This window comes from Bordetella sp. 02P26C-1 (assembly GCF_009763255.1).
GTDB lineage: Bacteria > Pseudomonadota > Gammaproteobacteria > Burkholderiales > Burkholderiaceae_B > Bordetella_A.
Map to the genome: position 1 here is coordinate 44,984 of NZ_WSJB01000019.1, position 13,572 is coordinate 58,555.

17 protein-coding genes are annotated in these 13,572 nt (G+C 61.0%); 11 read left to right on the forward strand and 6 right to left on the reverse strand.

Annotated elements, in window-relative coordinates; genetic code table 11:
• Positions 1-67 precede the first annotated feature (67 nt).
• Complete coding sequence (gene sodC, locus GOQ28_RS11210; protein ID WP_160356504.1) at positions 68-595, reverse strand: superoxide dismutase family protein; 528 nt, start codon at positions 593-595, stop codon at positions 68-70.
• A 299-nt stretch (positions 596-894) separates the two neighbouring features.
• Here sodC and GOQ28_RS11215 point away from each other — a divergent pair, with 299 nt between their 5' ends.
• From GOQ28_RS11215 to GOQ28_RS11245, 7 genes are all read left to right on the forward strand, one after another.
• Positions 895-1,824 carry an ankyrin repeat domain-containing protein gene (locus GOQ28_RS11215; protein WP_160356505.1) on the forward strand — a complete coding sequence of 310 codons (930 nt, stop codon included), beginning with the start codon at positions 895-897 and terminating at the stop codon, positions 1,822-1,824.
• A 60-nt stretch (positions 1,825-1,884) separates the two neighbouring features.
• Positions 1,885-2,550: a thiopurine S-methyltransferase gene (locus tag GOQ28_RS11220; RefSeq protein WP_160356506.1), complete on the forward strand. Its 666-nt coding sequence runs from the start codon at positions 1,885-1,887 to the stop codon at positions 2,548-2,550.
• A 163-nt stretch (positions 2,551-2,713) separates the two neighbouring features.
• A complete protein-coding gene (locus GOQ28_RS11225; RefSeq protein ID WP_160349366.1) occupies positions 2,714-3,472 on the forward strand; it encodes a GntR family transcriptional regulator in 759 nt (252 codons plus the stop codon).
• 153 nt (positions 3,473-3,625) lie between these two features.
• On the forward strand, positions 3,626-4,549 hold the full coding sequence (locus GOQ28_RS11230) for an NAD(P)-dependent oxidoreductase (RefSeq protein ID WP_160349365.1): 924 nt from the start codon (positions 3,626-3,628) through the stop codon (positions 4,547-4,549).
• Positions 4,546-4,899 (forward strand): RidA family protein, encoded by a 354-nt coding sequence (locus tag GOQ28_RS11235; RefSeq protein WP_160356507.1) that lies wholly within the window; start codon positions 4,546-4,548, stop codon positions 4,897-4,899. Before GOQ28_RS11230 ends, GOQ28_RS11235 begins: the two co-directional genes overlap by 4 nt.
• A 62-nt stretch (positions 4,900-4,961) precedes the next feature.
• The gene (locus GOQ28_RS11240; RefSeq protein WP_160349363.1) at positions 4,962-6,182 is read left to right on the forward strand and encodes a pyridoxal phosphate-dependent aminotransferase; all 1,221 of its coding nucleotides are present in this window, start codon (positions 4,962-4,964) and stop codon (positions 6,180-6,182) included.
• 42 nt (positions 6,183-6,224) lie between these two features.
• Positions 6,225-7,217 (forward strand): Bug family tripartite tricarboxylate transporter substrate binding protein, encoded by a 993-nt coding sequence (locus GOQ28_RS11245; RefSeq protein WP_160356508.1) that lies wholly within the window; start codon positions 6,225-6,227, stop codon positions 7,215-7,217.
• Positions 7,218-7,281: 64 nt separating this feature from the next.
• Here GOQ28_RS11245 and GOQ28_RS11250 read toward each other — a convergent pair whose 3' ends face one another.
• A complete protein-coding gene (locus tag GOQ28_RS11250) occupies positions 7,282-7,749 on the reverse strand; it encodes a CopD family protein (protein ID WP_160356509.1) in 468 nt (155 codons plus the stop codon).
• Positions 7,750-7,902: 153 nt separating this feature from the next.
• Between GOQ28_RS11250 and GOQ28_RS11255 the strand changes: the two genes are divergently transcribed.
• A complete protein-coding gene (locus tag GOQ28_RS11255; RefSeq protein WP_160356510.1) occupies positions 7,903-8,385 on the forward strand; it encodes a YajQ family cyclic di-GMP-binding protein in 483 nt (160 codons plus the stop codon).
• A 44-nt stretch (positions 8,386-8,429) separates the two neighbouring features.
• On the opposite strand, the gene rhtA is transcribed toward GOQ28_RS11255, so the two are convergent.
• Positions 8,430-9,332, reverse strand: a complete 903-nt coding sequence (gene rhtA / locus GOQ28_RS11260) for a threonine/homoserine exporter RhtA (RefSeq protein ID WP_160356511.1) — start codon at positions 9,330-9,332, stop codon at positions 8,430-8,432.
• Between the two features lie 245 nt (positions 9,333-9,577).
• On the opposite strand from rhtA, the gene GOQ28_RS11265 reads away from it, so the two are divergent.
• Together GOQ28_RS11265 and GOQ28_RS11270 are read left to right on the forward strand one after the other, a co-directional pair.
• Complete coding sequence (locus GOQ28_RS11265) at positions 9,578-10,153, forward strand: chromate transporter (protein WP_160356512.1); 576 nt, start codon at positions 9,578-9,580, stop codon at positions 10,151-10,153.
• Positions 10,150-10,680, forward strand: a complete 531-nt coding sequence (locus GOQ28_RS11270) for a chromate transporter (protein WP_160349357.1) — start codon at positions 10,150-10,152, stop codon at positions 10,678-10,680. Before GOQ28_RS11265 ends, GOQ28_RS11270 begins: the two co-directional genes overlap by 4 nt.
• A gap of 79 nt (positions 10,681-10,759) precedes the next feature.
• On the opposite strand, the gene GOQ28_RS11275 is transcribed toward GOQ28_RS11270, so the two are convergent.
• Positions 10,760-11,113 (reverse strand): hypothetical protein, encoded by a 354-nt coding sequence (locus GOQ28_RS11275; protein ID WP_336603768.1) that lies wholly within the window; start codon positions 11,111-11,113, stop codon positions 10,760-10,762.
• A gap of 204 nt (positions 11,114-11,317) precedes the next feature.
• On the opposite strand from GOQ28_RS11275, the gene GOQ28_RS11280 reads away from it, so the two are divergent.
• The gene (locus GOQ28_RS11280) at positions 11,318-12,442 is read left to right on the forward strand and encodes a methyltransferase (RefSeq protein ID WP_160356513.1); all 1,125 of its coding nucleotides are present in this window, start codon (positions 11,318-11,320) and stop codon (positions 12,440-12,442) included.
• Between the two features lie 28 nt (positions 12,443-12,470).
• On the opposite strand, the gene GOQ28_RS11285 is transcribed toward GOQ28_RS11280, so the two are convergent.
• Both GOQ28_RS11285 and fdhD read right to left on the reverse strand, forming a co-directional pair.
• A complete protein-coding gene (locus GOQ28_RS11285; RefSeq protein ID WP_160349355.1) occupies positions 12,471-12,725 on the reverse strand; it encodes a formate dehydrogenase subunit delta in 255 nt (84 codons plus the stop codon).
• A gap of 6 nt (positions 12,726-12,731) precedes the next feature.
• On the reverse strand, positions 12,732-13,562 hold the full coding sequence (gene fdhD / locus GOQ28_RS11290; protein WP_160356514.1) for a formate dehydrogenase accessory sulfurtransferase FdhD: 831 nt from the start codon (positions 13,560-13,562) through the stop codon (positions 12,732-12,734).
• Positions 13,563-13,572: the final 10 nt, after the last annotated feature.

Below are 13,572 nucleotides of genomic sequence, written 5' to 3' on the forward strand. Positions count from 1 at the left end.
GAGTCGCGGGACGCCTTCGATCGCTGGAATCGAGCCGCCCTGACGCACAAAGCCTTCTCCCAGGTTTCTATTGTGGGATCACGCCGCAAGCGATCCGTCCGCCTCCGCCGCCTAGTGCCTTGGGATGATCGCTGTGGTTGTCCCCGCCGGCATGGACCATGATTGCCCGCCCGGCGACTTCAGACGCCTTCAAGCGCGGGGCGAGCACGGGCGTCGTGGCCGTGCCATCGCTACTCACATAGAGCGCAGGCAGATCGCCACGATGACCCCCGTCGTCCCAAGGCGTGCTGTGCTTTTTCGTGCCATCCGGATCGTAATGGCCTCCCGCCGCCCCGGCGGGCACCGGCTTGCCATCCTGCTGCGTCACGTCGCAACTGCCTTTCTCATGCACGTGAAAGCCGTGTACGCCCGCGGGCAAGTTCTTCAGATCGGGCGTGACCACCAGCCCGTACTTGCTATCGGCCAACGAGACCGAGCCAATCTGCGGGCCGACACCGTCAGCCGATACCGCGTGCACGGGAACACTCACGTCGGCGTGAGCGTATGCGCTGGCCGCGAGCAGGCCTGTGAACAGAGTGATGCGCAAACCTTGCATGACTGTCTCCCATGAGTTCTGTGGAGCCCTGACATCGCCGGCCGCGATGCTGGGCTGGCTACGCCGGGTCGTGAATGACCAGCGTACACGCGGATGGCATGACACGACAAGCTGTCGTGCACCCGTCGAGCGGATAAGTCGGGCTACGACCCGCAGGGGTGAAATCTATGGTTTCAGCTGGAAAAATCCTTGAGACATAGCGGGAACGGTTGCACAGGCGAGCGTTACTCAGAGGGCGCTCATTTGGCTGAGCTCGTCCTCCGAGGACGCATACCAACTCTACATTTAGGATTTCACCCATGGAAATTACAAATCGACTCAGTCCCGCCCTTGCCGGCTTGGTGCAAGATATCCATGAGCCGTCGGACCGGCTCGTTAACCACGTGCGCTCGGCGATTCTCGATTTGAATGTACAGTCACTCGAGTACTGGTTGTCGCGTTGTACTGAGGACGTACTAAAAGCACTGGCCGCGGACGACCGCATCCGCACGTGCAGAGCGTTCAACGTCGTGTGTGCGAAGCAGCGGCAGGAAGAGGTGTGGGAGGTGGCGTACTACTATATGCCCGCGCTGTTGGAATCTCGAACCGAGGGATTGACACCTCTCATGCACGCAGCGCGGGCGGACACCGTGGAGTCGGCGAACTTCCTGCTCGACGCTGGCGCCGATCCCACCGCTACCGACGACAACGGCTGGACTGCGCTGTTCTGGGCGGTATGGTCGCGATCGCTGGAAATGGTGAAATCCCTTTTGCATGCCTTGGGCCTGACGGCATCGTCGCCTTCCGAGACGTTGGAGTCACGCGATCATGTCGGAAATACACCGTTGTTGATCGCTGCGGCGAAAGGTTCGTTGGATATCGTAAAGGAATTGATCAGACAAGGCGCCGACGTCAATGCGAAGAACAATTCGGGACGCACCGCATTGTCCTATGCGTCTGAAAGAAAATACGTGGATTTGGTGACTGTGCTGCTGGCCAACGGGGCTCGCATCGATGAACGCGACAACGAAGGGCTTACGCCCCTTCTGCATGCGATACACGCAAAGTCTTTAGAGATTATCGAGGCACTGATCGACGCGGGTGCTGATCCCGACCTTAAAGATCGCAATGGACGCTCTGCGCGTTCTTATCGTAATCACGACGATTTTGGTTACGACTTGGGCCGGCTATTATTGAATGCAGGCTCACAAAGCTCCGGCTTTCGGTCACAAACCCAGGCAGCCGACTGATCGGCATGGTAGCGCCATTCTGTACTATTCCTGCTATCGACCGCGAACAGGAAAACAAGGATGGACGCAGAATTCTGGCTGGAACGGTGGCGCGATGGGCGCACTCATTTTCATCAAACGCGGGTGACGCCCCCGCTGACGAAGTATTGGCCCACGCTTGAATTGCCCGCGCACAGCAAGGTGCTGGTGCCGCTTTGCGGGAAAACGCTCGACATGTTGTGGCTCGCCGAGCAGGGGCATCAGGTGTTGGGCGCCGAACTGTCATCGTTGGCCGTAGAACAGTTCTACGAGGAAAACGACCTGACCCCGACCCTACGCGAGGCGGACGGCGGGCGCTATTACGCCGCAGGACCCATCGAGATTTACTGCGGCGATATTTTCGACATGCCGCCAGAGGTGTTGGGCGCATGCACCGGCGTGTTTGACCGTGCCGCCCTCGTCGCCCTGCCGCAATCCATGCGTGCGCAATACGCCGCCACGGTATATGGTCGACTTGCCCCGGATTACCGGGGCCTGTTGATCACCTTGGATTACGAGCAATCCCAAATGGAAGGGCCGCCGTTCAGCGTTTCCGCCGATGAAGTCCAGCGCCTTTACTCGGCGCATTCGATGGCGACCTTGATCGACCGGCGCGACATCCTCGACAAAGAGCCTAAATTCAAAACACGCGGGGTCGCTCAGTTGGACTCATTGGTGTTCAGGCTCCAGGGCGCCAGGGCAGCGTAGCAGGCCTACATACATCCGCGCTTCATGGGCTCGTCGATCCGACGGGTCGCGCGGGATCGCGCCCAAAAACAAAGTGTATACAAAAAATTATTCAGATGGTGTAGACAACTTGGTGTGCACTCGGGCAAGATAGTGGCTATCCACTTTTCTACGTGCGTAAGCCATGGAAGTTGTCTCCGAACCACACGTTGTGACGAGTCCTCACGGCGCCGTCTATGACCGTATCAAGGCCATGGCCACGACGTTCCGGCTTCGGCCCGGGGAAAAGGTCAACGAACTGGAATTGGCGCGCCAACTGGGCGTCAGCCGCACTCCCGTGCGCGAGGCGCTCAATCGCATCGCGGCTGAGGGCTTCCTGATCGCGACGCCAAACCGTGGCTATTCCGTGCGTCCGCTTGACGCCAAACAGCTCATGGCGCTGTACGAATACCGCGCCACCGTAGAGCTGGGTGTCGTGCGGCTGGTCTGCGAGCGCGCGACTGACGAGGAACTGGCCGATCTGGCCCGAATGGTCGAAGGCAGCCGCGACGAGGTAGAAAGCGACGCGCAGGCGCTGCGCCTGTTATCGCTGGACGAAGCCTTTCACGAGCGTCTCGCCGCGCTGGCGGGCAATCCCGAATTCCTGCGTTCGGTGCGGTCCATTAATGAACGCTTGCGCTTTCCGCGCTGGATCGATTTGAAAGTGCGGCGGTCGCAGACGCGTAACGATCACCCCGATATCGTTCGCGCGCTGCAAGCGCGCGATCAGGCTACGGTGCAGGCGCTGATGAGCCAGCACATCGAAAAGCATTTGGATCAAGTTATCGAATTGACGCGCGCGGGTTATGCCGAGATCTATACCGGCAACGCCTTGGCCGACTATGCGGAATCGCGATTTGTCGAAGGCGCGAAAGAGCTGGCCTCCGCGGAGCAGGGAGGGTAAGCCGGGTCACTTACTTTCCTACCGGAACCGCCGGACGCGAGCGTTCATCCATCGCCGCTTTGTTTCGGCTCTTTCATAACGCATCTCCGCAAAAACGCACCGACATTCATCTGCCGTTTTGTTTTCCGAAGCACTCTTACAGAGGAAGATTTCATGAAAGCTGTTTTCATTGACGCCAACCCCACTTTGGCGGCCGTTGCAGAGCGCCTGCATCGCCCCGATGATCTGGAGTTGATCATCAATCGCCAACCGGACATCACGTCCGAGCAAGTGCCGGCCGCGCTGGGCGATGCCGAGATTGTCATCATCGACCATACGCATCTGCCGACCGACATCGCGCGTCAATGCCAGAACTTGAAGCACGTCGTCTTCCTGGGCACGGGCCCGCGTTCCTACATGAACCCGGAAGAGCTCGCCGAAATCGGCATCGAAGTGCACATCATCAAGGGCTATGGCGATACGGCCGTGGCCGAATGCGCGTTTGCCTTGATGTGGGCCTCGGCCAAGAACTTCGGTCGTATGGATCGTGAAATGCGTGCGGGCAATTGGCTGCGCAGCGACGCTGTGCAACTGACGGGCAAGACGCTGGGTCTGGTCGGCTTTGGCGGTATCGCCGCCGAACTCGCGCGCCTGGCCACGGGCGCGGGCATGAAAGTTATCGCCTGGAACCGCAGCCCCAAAACGCACCCCGGCGTGACCTTCGTCGAACTGGACGAACTGCTGGCTACGAGCGATGTCGTGTCCCTGCACCTGCTCTTGACCGACGAAACGCGCGGCATGATCACGCGCGAGCGCATCCAATCCATGCGCGATGGCGCGATCCTGATCAACACCGCGCGCGGCGCGCTGGTCGACGAGGACGCGATGATCGAGGCGTTGAAGTCCGGCAAGCTCTTGCATGCCGGTCTGGATGTGTTCGTGACGGAACCGATGCCCAAGGATCATCCGTTGACCAAGCTGGAAAATGTGACCTTGTCCGCGCACTCGGCCTTCCGTACGCCCGAGGCCAGCGACAACCTGTTCCAGGCCGCGCTGAATCACTGCCGCCGTATCTCGGGCCAAGGAGTTCAACAATGAGCGCGCCCATCACCCGTCTGGATCAGAATACCCGCCGTTCGCGCGCCGTGATTCATAACGGCACGGTTTATCTCGCCGGGCATACCGCCGATGACCGCAGCCTGGATGCCGCTGGTCAAACCCGTCAGGTGCTGGCCAAGATCGACGAGATGCTGGCCGCCGCGGGCACGGATAAATCCAAGCTGCTCAACGTCACGATCTGGCTGCAGCACATGAGCGACTTCAACGCCATGAATGAAGTCTACGACGCTTGGATCGTGCAAGGGCAAGCGCCTGCGCGCTGCTGCGGCTCGGTGGAGTTGGCCGCGCCCGAGATCCTGGTCGAAATCATGGTGACCGCCGCGTTGTAAGAGGCGTTTTTTACCCAGCTGCGCCGCGGTCGGCGCAGCTTTGCAGAGTGATAGGTTAAGCAATGTCTATGGATTCCCCCGCGTTTCGCCGTGCCAGCCGCATCTCCAAGATTGCGGTATCCGAGATCCTGCGCATTGGCGCGCGCGCCGCGCAGCTCAAGCGCGAAGGGCGTGACGTGATTGTCTTGGGTGCGGGCGAGCCCGATTTCGACACTCCCGACAATGTCAAAGAAGCCGCTATCCGTGCGATTCATGCCGGTGAAACCAAATACACGCTGCTCGATGGTACGCTGGCTTTGAAAGCCGCGATCGCCCGCAAGTTCGAGCGCGAAAATGGCCTGACCTACGGGCTGGACGAAATCAATGTCGGCGCCGGTGCCAAGCAAGTGCTGCACAACGCCTTGATGGCGACGCTGGACGAAGGCGATGAAGTCATCGTGGGCGTGCCGTATTGGACGTCCTATGCCGACATGATCGCGATCGCGGGCGGCAAAACGGTCGAAGTCGCTTGCCGCGAAGAAAACGGCTTTCGCATGCAGCCCCAGGACCTCGAGCGCGCCATCACGCCGCGCACGCGCTGGGTCATGCTGAACTCGCCGTCGAACCCGACAGGCGCCGCCTATGGCGAAGCCGATCTGCGCGCGTTGGCGGACGTGTTGTTGCGCCACCCGCATGTGTGGATTCTGGCCGACGATATTTACGAACATCTGATTTACGGCGACTTTGCGTTCAAGACCATGGCGCAGGTCGAGCCGCGCCTGAAGTCGCGCACCCTGACGGTAAACGGCCTGTCCAAGGCCTATGCCATGACGGGCTGGCGCTTGGGTTACGCGGGCGGGCCCAAGGAACTCATCGCCGCCATGGCCGTGGTGCAAAGTCAGAGCACGTCGAACCCGTGCTCGATCAGTCAGGCCGCCGCCATCGAGGCGCTGGATGGCCCACAGGAGGTGCTGGCCGAACGCCGTGCGTCTTTCCAGAAACGTCGTGACTTGGTGGTCGATGGCTTGAACGCGATCGAGGGCCTCAGTTGTCGCCGCCCCGAGGGCGCCTTCTACACCTACGCAAGCTGCGCGGGCGTACTGGGCCGTGTCACACCCAAGGGCAAACGTCTGGAGACCGATGCCGACTTCTGCGAATACCTGTTGTTGGATCACGATGTGGCCGTCGTGCCCGGCACGATCTTTGGCCTGGCGCCGTATTTCCGTATCAGCTACGCCACCTCGGAGGCGCAGTTGAAGACGGCCTTGCAACGCATCGCGCAGGCCGTCAAGCAGTTGACCTAAACCATGTAGTCAGTAGTAAGCACATCACCAAGGGGAACTACTATGTTGCGTCGATTCAAATTAGCCGCCGTCGCGGCTCTCACCCTGGCCTCGCTCGCGCCCGCCATGGCGCAGGACACCAAGTGGCCCACTCGTCCTATCACCATCGTTGGCGGGTTTCCCGTAGGTGCCGGTACGGACCTGTACACGCGTAAACTCGGCCAAGGATTATCGGAAAAACTCGGCGTGCCCATCGTGGCCGAGAGCCGCACCGGCGCGGGTGGCAACGTTGCTTCTGACGTCGTGGCGCGTTCGGCGCCCGATGGCTATACGTTCCTGTTCGGCACGGCCGGGACGCACGCGATCAACGCGTCGCTGTACAAGACGCTGCCGTTCGATGTGTGGAACGACTTCACCCATATCGCGTTGTTGGGCGATGTGCCCAACGTGCTGCTCGTGAATCCGCAGAAACATCCCGATATCAAGACCTGCAAGGACTTGATCGAGCTGGCACGCAAGAATCCCGGCAAGATGAACTACGCCTCGACCGGCAACGGCGCTTCGGGCCATCTGGCTGGCGCATTGTTTACCAAGATGGCCGATGTGGATATCGTGCATGTGCCGTATCGGGGCCAAGGTCCCGCGATGACGGCGCTGCTATCGGGCGAGGTGGATTTCTTCTTTAACCAGAGCGCGGCGTCCATCGCCGCGGTGAAATCTGGCCAGGCGCGCGCGTTGGGTGTGACCGTTTCCAAACCCATGGAGGCGTTGCCGGATGTGCCCACCGTGGCCGAGGGTTGTGGCTTGCCGGGCTATGAAAGCAGCACTTGGTATGGTCTGTTCGGGCCGGCCAAGTTGCCCGCCGACATTCAGAAGCGCATGAGCGAAGCCGTGATCGAAGAGATCAGCAAGCCTGAGTTTCAGCGTTGGCTGATCGAAACCCAAGGCATTACGCCGCCGTCGGATCCGAGCCAGGCCGCGTTCGAAAAAGTGCACAAGGCAGATATCGAGCGCTGGGCTGAAATCGTGAAGATGTCGGGTGCGACCGTGGATTGATTCTGACTCGCCTGTCGCGCGGCCCGCTTGGATGATTCCGGCGGGCCGCGTCACTACCGGCGCGTCAACCGAGCATGATGACCGCAATGGTCAACACGCCCAGCGCCAGGTTCACGGTGACCCATTTCCGGATCGCGGCCATGGCGTTCGCGCCGTCGGACCATTGCGCGGCCTGTACCGCACGATCCAGGCGCGGATAGAGCGCAAAACGAATATGGCCAAAGATTGCCGCCATGACCACGCCCAGAATCGCCATCGTGATCCAGGCATACGGCATCTGAAAGCTGCCACCCGTTTCCGCGACCTGACGCGCCGTGCGTCCTATCATCCAGGCGCCGCTGGCCAGCACCACAATTACGGCGCCGAGTACCGCACTGAAGAAGCGGCCTAAGACATCCTGCATCAGGCGCAGTCGGTGCGGGGGTTCCAATGCGCCCAACGACGGACGCAGAAAACAGTGCGCGAAAATCATGCCGCCTACCCAAAGCACGATGGCGAGCAGATGCGCGAGCTTCAGAATGCTATAAAACATCGTAGTTCGTCCTCATTATGGCGGCTTCGGGGATAAGGCGTGCCGCGCCTTGGGCATCATAGCTGCTCGAAAGGTCTTACACTTGCATTCTGTGTGAAAAGTGTCGCCGGTTTGGCGGCACTGGTTTTGAATCATTTTTCGTAGGATGCATCCATGCCCAGTTTTGACGTGGTGTCCGAAGTAGATAAACACGAACTCAGCAACGCGGTCGATCAGGCCAATCGCGAGCTGGCCACGCGCTTTGACTTCAAGGGAACCGACGCCAAATTCGAACTCGAAGGTTTTGTCGTCACCCAAAGCGCACCCAGTGCGTTTCAGCTCAAGCAGATGATAGATATCCTGCGCGGCCGTCTGTCGGCGCGCGGGATCGATGTGCGGTGCCTGGAGATCGACGCTCCGTTGGAAAACCTGGGTGGCGCGCGGCAGAAAATCACGGTGCGCCAAGGGATCGAACAACCCGTGGCCAAAAAGCTGATCGCCGCCATCAAGGGTGCCAAGCTCAAGGTCGAAAGCCAGATCAACGGCGACAAGCTGCGCGTGACCGGCAAGAAACGCGATGACTTGCAGCAAGCGATCGCCTTGCTGCGCAAGACGGACGTGGATCTGCCTTTGCAGTTTCAGAACTTCCGCGACTGATCGGGTAATTGCAGAGGCAGCTGGTCTGCTGCCTCTGGATCCGACTAGGGACGGCGCCTGCGCTTAGATGTTGATGTTTTCTCCGAGGCGCGCCGATTGCCGAGCGTGATGCCGGCCGAGGCCGTGACGATGGCCAGGATCGCCATCCATTGCATGAAGGTCAAGGTTTCCTTCAGGAACATCAAGCCGCACAATGCGCCCAGAACGGGTTCCAGACTCAGCAGTGTGCCAAACACACGTACCGGCAATTTCGGCAATACATTGATTTCCAGGGCATAGGGCAGGGCGCTCGAGAGCAGCGCCACGGCAAGCGCCCAAGGCAGTATATCGGGGGCAAACAGCGCGGATCCGGCGTGCAGCAGCCCGATGGGCAGCAGGCATAGCGCGGCCACCGTGGAGGCCAGCGCGACTGTCTGCGCGCCGTGGGCTTGGCCCGCCCGTCTGCCCACCACAATATAAGCCGCCCAGCACAGCCCCGCCGTCAGGGCATACATCATCCCGGCGGGGTCCAGCGGCTGCGATGCAAACCCGCGCGGAATCAATAGCGAGATCCCCACGGCCGCCAACGCGATCCATAGAAAGTCCATGCGTTTGCGCGAGGTCAAGAGCGCCACGGCCAGCGGCCCGGTGAATTCCAGCGCCACCGCGATCCCTAGCGGTATCGTGCGCAACGACATATAGAACAGCAGGTTCATGCCGCCTAGCGACAGGCCATACGCCACGATCAGCGCCCAGCCGCGCGCGTTCATCCGTACCCGCCACGGCCGGAAATAGAGCTGCAGCATCAAGGCGGAGAACAACAAACGCAATGCGGACGTACCCTCCGCACCGATCACGGGAAAGAGCGTCTTGGCCAGCGCCGCACCGCCCTGAAGCGAAGCCATGGCCAGGATGAGCAGGAGGATGGGAGTGAGCGACGACGGCGTCTGAGAGCTAGGGCTGGACATTGCGCATGCGCTGGGCGCGATAAGGGGCTGTCATTCTAAGTCAATGCACGAGAGGGTTCGCGCGCGGGCGCGGTTTGCCACGAGCCGACGATGTTGGCGTCGGCTTAGACGGGACAGCCCCGGCGCCCGCGTTGCGGTCTTTTCCACTCAGGAGTAGGCTTCGTGCCGTTTCCGGTGCTCATGCTGACACTGTTTTCGCGCCAATGCGGGGGCCGGTCATTTTCTAGACATTGCAGGACCCTTCGATGCCTTCATCCCCTCCTACCTTCGATGCCACCGGTGTCACTAGCTCGCCGCCTACCTGCTGGGCGCTATTCAAAAACTTTTTCTTGCTGGGCGTGATGGCATTTGGCGGCGCATTGCCGTTGGCGCGACACATGGTGGTGGAGAAGAACCGCTGGCTCTCGCCCGACGCGTTTACGGAATTGCTGGGTCTGTGCCAGTTTCTGCCCGGCGGAAATATGATCAATATGTCCGTTGCTTTAGGCCTGAAATTTCGTGGGGTCAAAGGTGGCTTCGTCGCGCTGATGGGCCTGATTCTGGCGCCATCGCTCATCATCATCTCCCTGGGCATGGTGTACGACCGATACGCGAACGATCCGCATATTCAGCATCTGTTCGCCGGTCTGGCCGCCGCCGCCGCGGGCTTGCTGATCTCGATGGCGGTCAAAATTGCCCGCCCATTGCGCGGGCAGTGGTTTGGCATCGCCGTGGCCGTAATCTGTTTCGTGTGCATCGCGGTGCTGCGTTTTCCCTTGGTGTCCACCATGTTGGTGTTGACGCCTATCAGTATCCTGGTCAGCTGGAGGCTGCGTCGATGACTTCCGTATTGATTGCCCTCTTTATTATTTTCACGCAGCTTTCGGTACTGGCGTTTGGCGGCGGCAATACGATCCTGCCGGAGATGCAGCGGGAAGTCGTCGAGGTCCATGGCTGGATGACGGCCGCCGAATTCAGCGCGCTCTTCGCGTTAAGCCAGGCCGCGCCCGGGCCGAACATGATGATCGTGACGCTGGTCGGATGGCAGGTCGCGGGATGGCAGGGGGCGCTGGTAGCAACGATCGCCAAGTTCGGTCCCTCTTCGATACTGACTGGCATCGCGTTGGGATTATGGGAACGGTTCAAGGACAAGCCATGGCGCGGTATCGTGCAGACTGGGATCTTCCCCGTAACCGTGGGCCTCGTCGCAGCTAGCGCCTCGCTCATTACCGAGGCATCGGTGCATACCTGGCTGCTGGGCGCGATCACGGCCATTGTCGCGGTGGTGGCGACGTTTTCACGCGTGCATCCTTTGTGGTTGCTTGCGTTGGGTGGCTTGGTCGGGCTGACGGGGATCGGGCAGCCTTAGTGGACGGCCACGCCTGCGACCCAGCAGGTCGCGCGTGGCCGGGTGGCGCAGCTACGGCACGCTGGTTCCGCGAGCGCGTTCAAGCGCTCAGGAAGCGGATGACTTCGGCCCAGTCGTTAGTCGACAGAGCGACGTCCTCGTAGTCGCCCTCTTCCTCGTCGTAGCGCGAAACGCAGAAGCGCTCGCTCCGGCCGGATTCGCGGTCGTCATAGTTGGCGTAGTCGACATACACTTTCAAACCGCGCTCCGCGTTCTCGAATGAGGGCGCTGCATCGATGTAGGCCGACGTGTCGACGTACCCCTCGGGTAGGGAGGGCAGGGTGGTTATGTCGAAGTCGGGAAATTCACGACGCAGGCGGTCAAGGTTCATCAGGGGAGCATGTGGAAGCAGGAAGCCCGACATTTTACGTTGTTCAGTGTCGTCAGTCGTCACGCTGTCCCCAAAAATAGAGTTGGGAAGTGCCAGGCGACGTGGCCACCGCGATGGGTTTCGGGTTGCGGTTGCTGCAAGGGTTCGATGTCTAAGCGGGGGAGCTGTGCTACGGCTGCGCCGTCTACGCCGACGGTCTGCGCGATGGCGCGACCCTACCAACGGGAAACTGCTACATTGCCGGGGACTCCTTTCTTGTCTATCGCCATGTCCGCATTGCCCCTCGTTGAATGGACCGAATCCGGTCAGCCCCAATCCGCATTCTGGCGTTCCGAATCGGGTGCGCCCGTGCCGGCGCGTATCCAGATCGCCGATGACACACTGTCAGCCGATGGCGCTTATCGACTGGTGTGCGAGGGGACGCAGCTACTCTGGCGTGGGGATTTTCACAATGCACGGCAGCTGGTGCAGGCGCTGGCCCGGCGTATCGATAAAAAACCGCGCAAGCCGGCCGCAACCCCGTTGGATGCGTTTAACCGCCACCGTCAGGCGCAATCGCAGCGGGCGCGGATACTGGGCAGTGTGTTGTTGCCCTTTGATGCCGATCACACGGTGATGCTGCGCCGCGCGCCCGATGTCAGGCCAGCGTGCCTGGAAGCCTTCGGTCCCGCGCCAGGGCCTTATTTGGCGTCGTTGCGTGAATTGCAGGGCATCATCGGCGCCCATGAGTGGCGAAAAAAAGGCGTGCCTATTCCAGCGCTCAATGCGCGCATTCATCCGCACTATGGGGTTTTTTCCCCAGTGCGCGGCGAATATATCGATCTGGTCGCGCGCGCGCCGCTGCCGGCCGATCACGCGCGAGCCTTCGACATCGGAACGGGGACGGGCGTGCTGGCCGCCGTCCTGGCGCAGCGTGGCGTGACCGAGGTGATCGCGACCGATCAGGACCCGCGGGCCTTGGCTTGCGCGCGTGAGAACCTGGCTCGCCTACGCTTGGATAAACACGTCACCTTGTTGCAGGCCGATATGTTCCCCGAGGGCGAGGCGCCGTTAATCGTGTGCAACCCGCCCTGGTTGCCCGCGCGGCCTAGCGCGCCGGTGGAATATGCGATTTATGACCCGGACAGCAGGATGTTGCGCGAGTATCTGAAACGGTTGCCACAGCATCTAAGCGCGAATGGCGAGGGCTGGCTCATCTTGTCGGATCTGGCCGAGCATCTGGGGCTGCGTCAACCGGGCGAGCTATTGTCGCTTATCGAAGACGCGGGCCTGTCTGTCGTGGATCGATTAGATGCGCGCCCCACGCATGGCCGCGCGTCCGATCCCGGCGATCCCTTGCACAGCGCGCGGGCGGCGGAGATCACCTCGTTGTGGCGTTTGGCTCGGGCGTGAATCACGCCTCGTGCCGCGATATTTATCGTCAAACAGCCCGGGCGGGCGTCAGGCGCGCCTGGTACTTGACCACGGCATCACGCATCAGCGCATGCAGTTGGATGTCATCGCTCTGACCATCCTCATGCGCCGCGAGAAAATCCAATAATGCCACGCGCATACGCGGTTCCCAGAACTTCTGGATATGGGTGGCCGCGCCCTCCATGGCCTCCTCGCGATCAGGATAGGCGGCGAAGTAATCGCCAATGCGGTTGGCCATGCGGATCAAGTTGGCGATGTCCATGATGCGTCAGTTCTGAATGCGTTCAGCGTGGGTATAAAGGGTAGCGTCGGCATCGCGGACAAAGCCCAGCAATGCCACGTTGGCGTTGTGCGCAACTCGGATCGCCAGCGCGGTAGGCGCCGAGACGGCAGCCAGCACGCCTACGCCAGCGGATGCACATTTCTGCACCATCTCAAAGCTCGCGCGGCTAGATACCAGGACCATGCCGTGCAATGAGGAAACGTTGTTACGCGACAGGGCGCCGATCAACTTGTCCAAGGCATTGTGGCGGCCCACGTCCTCGCGCGCCAGCCGTATCTGGCCCTCCGAATCCGCCCAGGCAGCCACGTGCGTGGCGCCCGTCAGGTCGTGCAGGGGCTGGTGCGCGCGCAGGCTGCGCATCGCATGCAATACCGACGCGATGCTGATGGGTGCAGTGTCGGCGACCGGCTGAACTGGACGTAGTACTTCCGGCAAGGTTTCCACCCCACACAACCCGCAACCCGTTCGTCCGGCCATGGCGCGGCGTCGTTCTTTCAGCCGGACTTCGCATGCGCTCGATATTTCGATCTGCACGATCATCCCGTCAGGGAGCGCCACGACATCGATGCCGCGCACATCGCTGGCGCGCCCGATGATGCCCTCGGTCAAGGAGAAACCCAGCGCGAAGTCTTCCAGATCGGCAGGCGAAGCCAGCATCGTCGCATGACTGATGCCGTTGTACTCCAACGCGATCGGTGTTTCCTCGGCAACGCGCTCGGTTTGCGTGGCCGCCTCGATCTCGCCCGCGCGGATACGGCGCACAGAGGTCTGTGCAAAGTCGATGCGCGACTGAGAGCTAGGCGGGTGGTGGTCCATGGCGCGGGGC

Bases quoted from the DNA above. Each gene is read 5' to 3' on its own strand.
- sodC (WP_160356504.1), bottom strand. From the start codon at position 595: ATGCAAGGTTTGCGCATCACTCTGTTCACAGGCCTGCTCGCGGCCAGC.
- GOQ28_RS11215 (WP_160356505.1), top strand. From the start codon at position 895: ATGGAAATTACAAATCGACTCAGTCCCGCCCTTGCCGGCTTGGTGCAA.
- GOQ28_RS11220 (WP_160356506.1), top strand. From the start codon at position 1,885: ATGGACGCAGAATTCTGGCTGGAACGGTGGCGCGATGGGCGCACTCAT.
- GOQ28_RS11225 (WP_160349366.1), top strand. From the start codon at position 2,714: ATGGAAGTTGTCTCCGAACCACACGTTGTGACGAGTCCTCACGGCGCC.
- GOQ28_RS11230 (WP_160349365.1), top strand. From the start codon at position 3,626: ATGAAAGCTGTTTTCATTGACGCCAACCCCACTTTGGCGGCCGTTGCA.
- GOQ28_RS11235 (WP_160356507.1), top strand. From the start codon at position 4,546: ATGAGCGCGCCCATCACCCGTCTGGATCAGAATACCCGCCGTTCGCGC.
- GOQ28_RS11240 (WP_160349363.1), top strand. From the start codon at position 4,962: ATGTCTATGGATTCCCCCGCGTTTCGCCGTGCCAGCCGCATCTCCAAG.
- GOQ28_RS11245 (WP_160356508.1), top strand. From the start codon at position 6,225: ATGTTGCGTCGATTCAAATTAGCCGCCGTCGCGGCTCTCACCCTGGCC.
- GOQ28_RS11250 (WP_160356509.1), bottom strand. From the start codon at position 7,749: ATGTTTTATAGCATTCTGAAGCTCGCGCATCTGCTCGCCATCGTGCTT.
- GOQ28_RS11255 (WP_160356510.1), top strand. From the start codon at position 7,903: ATGCCCAGTTTTGACGTGGTGTCCGAAGTAGATAAACACGAACTCAGC.
- rhtA (WP_160356511.1), bottom strand. From the start codon at position 9,332: ATGTCCAGCCCTAGCTCTCAGACGCCGTCGTCGCTCACTCCCATCCTC.
- GOQ28_RS11265 (WP_160356512.1), top strand. From the start codon at position 9,578: ATGCCTTCATCCCCTCCTACCTTCGATGCCACCGGTGTCACTAGCTCG.
- GOQ28_RS11270 (WP_160349357.1), top strand. From the start codon at position 10,150: ATGACTTCCGTATTGATTGCCCTCTTTATTATTTTCACGCAGCTTTCG.
- GOQ28_RS11280 (WP_160356513.1), top strand. From the start codon at position 11,318: ATGTCCGCATTGCCCCTCGTTGAATGGACCGAATCCGGTCAGCCCCAA.
- GOQ28_RS11285 (WP_160349355.1), bottom strand. From the start codon at position 12,725: ATGGACATCGCCAACTTGATCCGCATGGCCAACCGCATTGGCGATTAC.
- fdhD (WP_160356514.1), bottom strand. From the start codon at position 13,562: ATGGACCACCACCCGCCTAGCTCTCAGTCGCGCATCGACTTTGCACAG.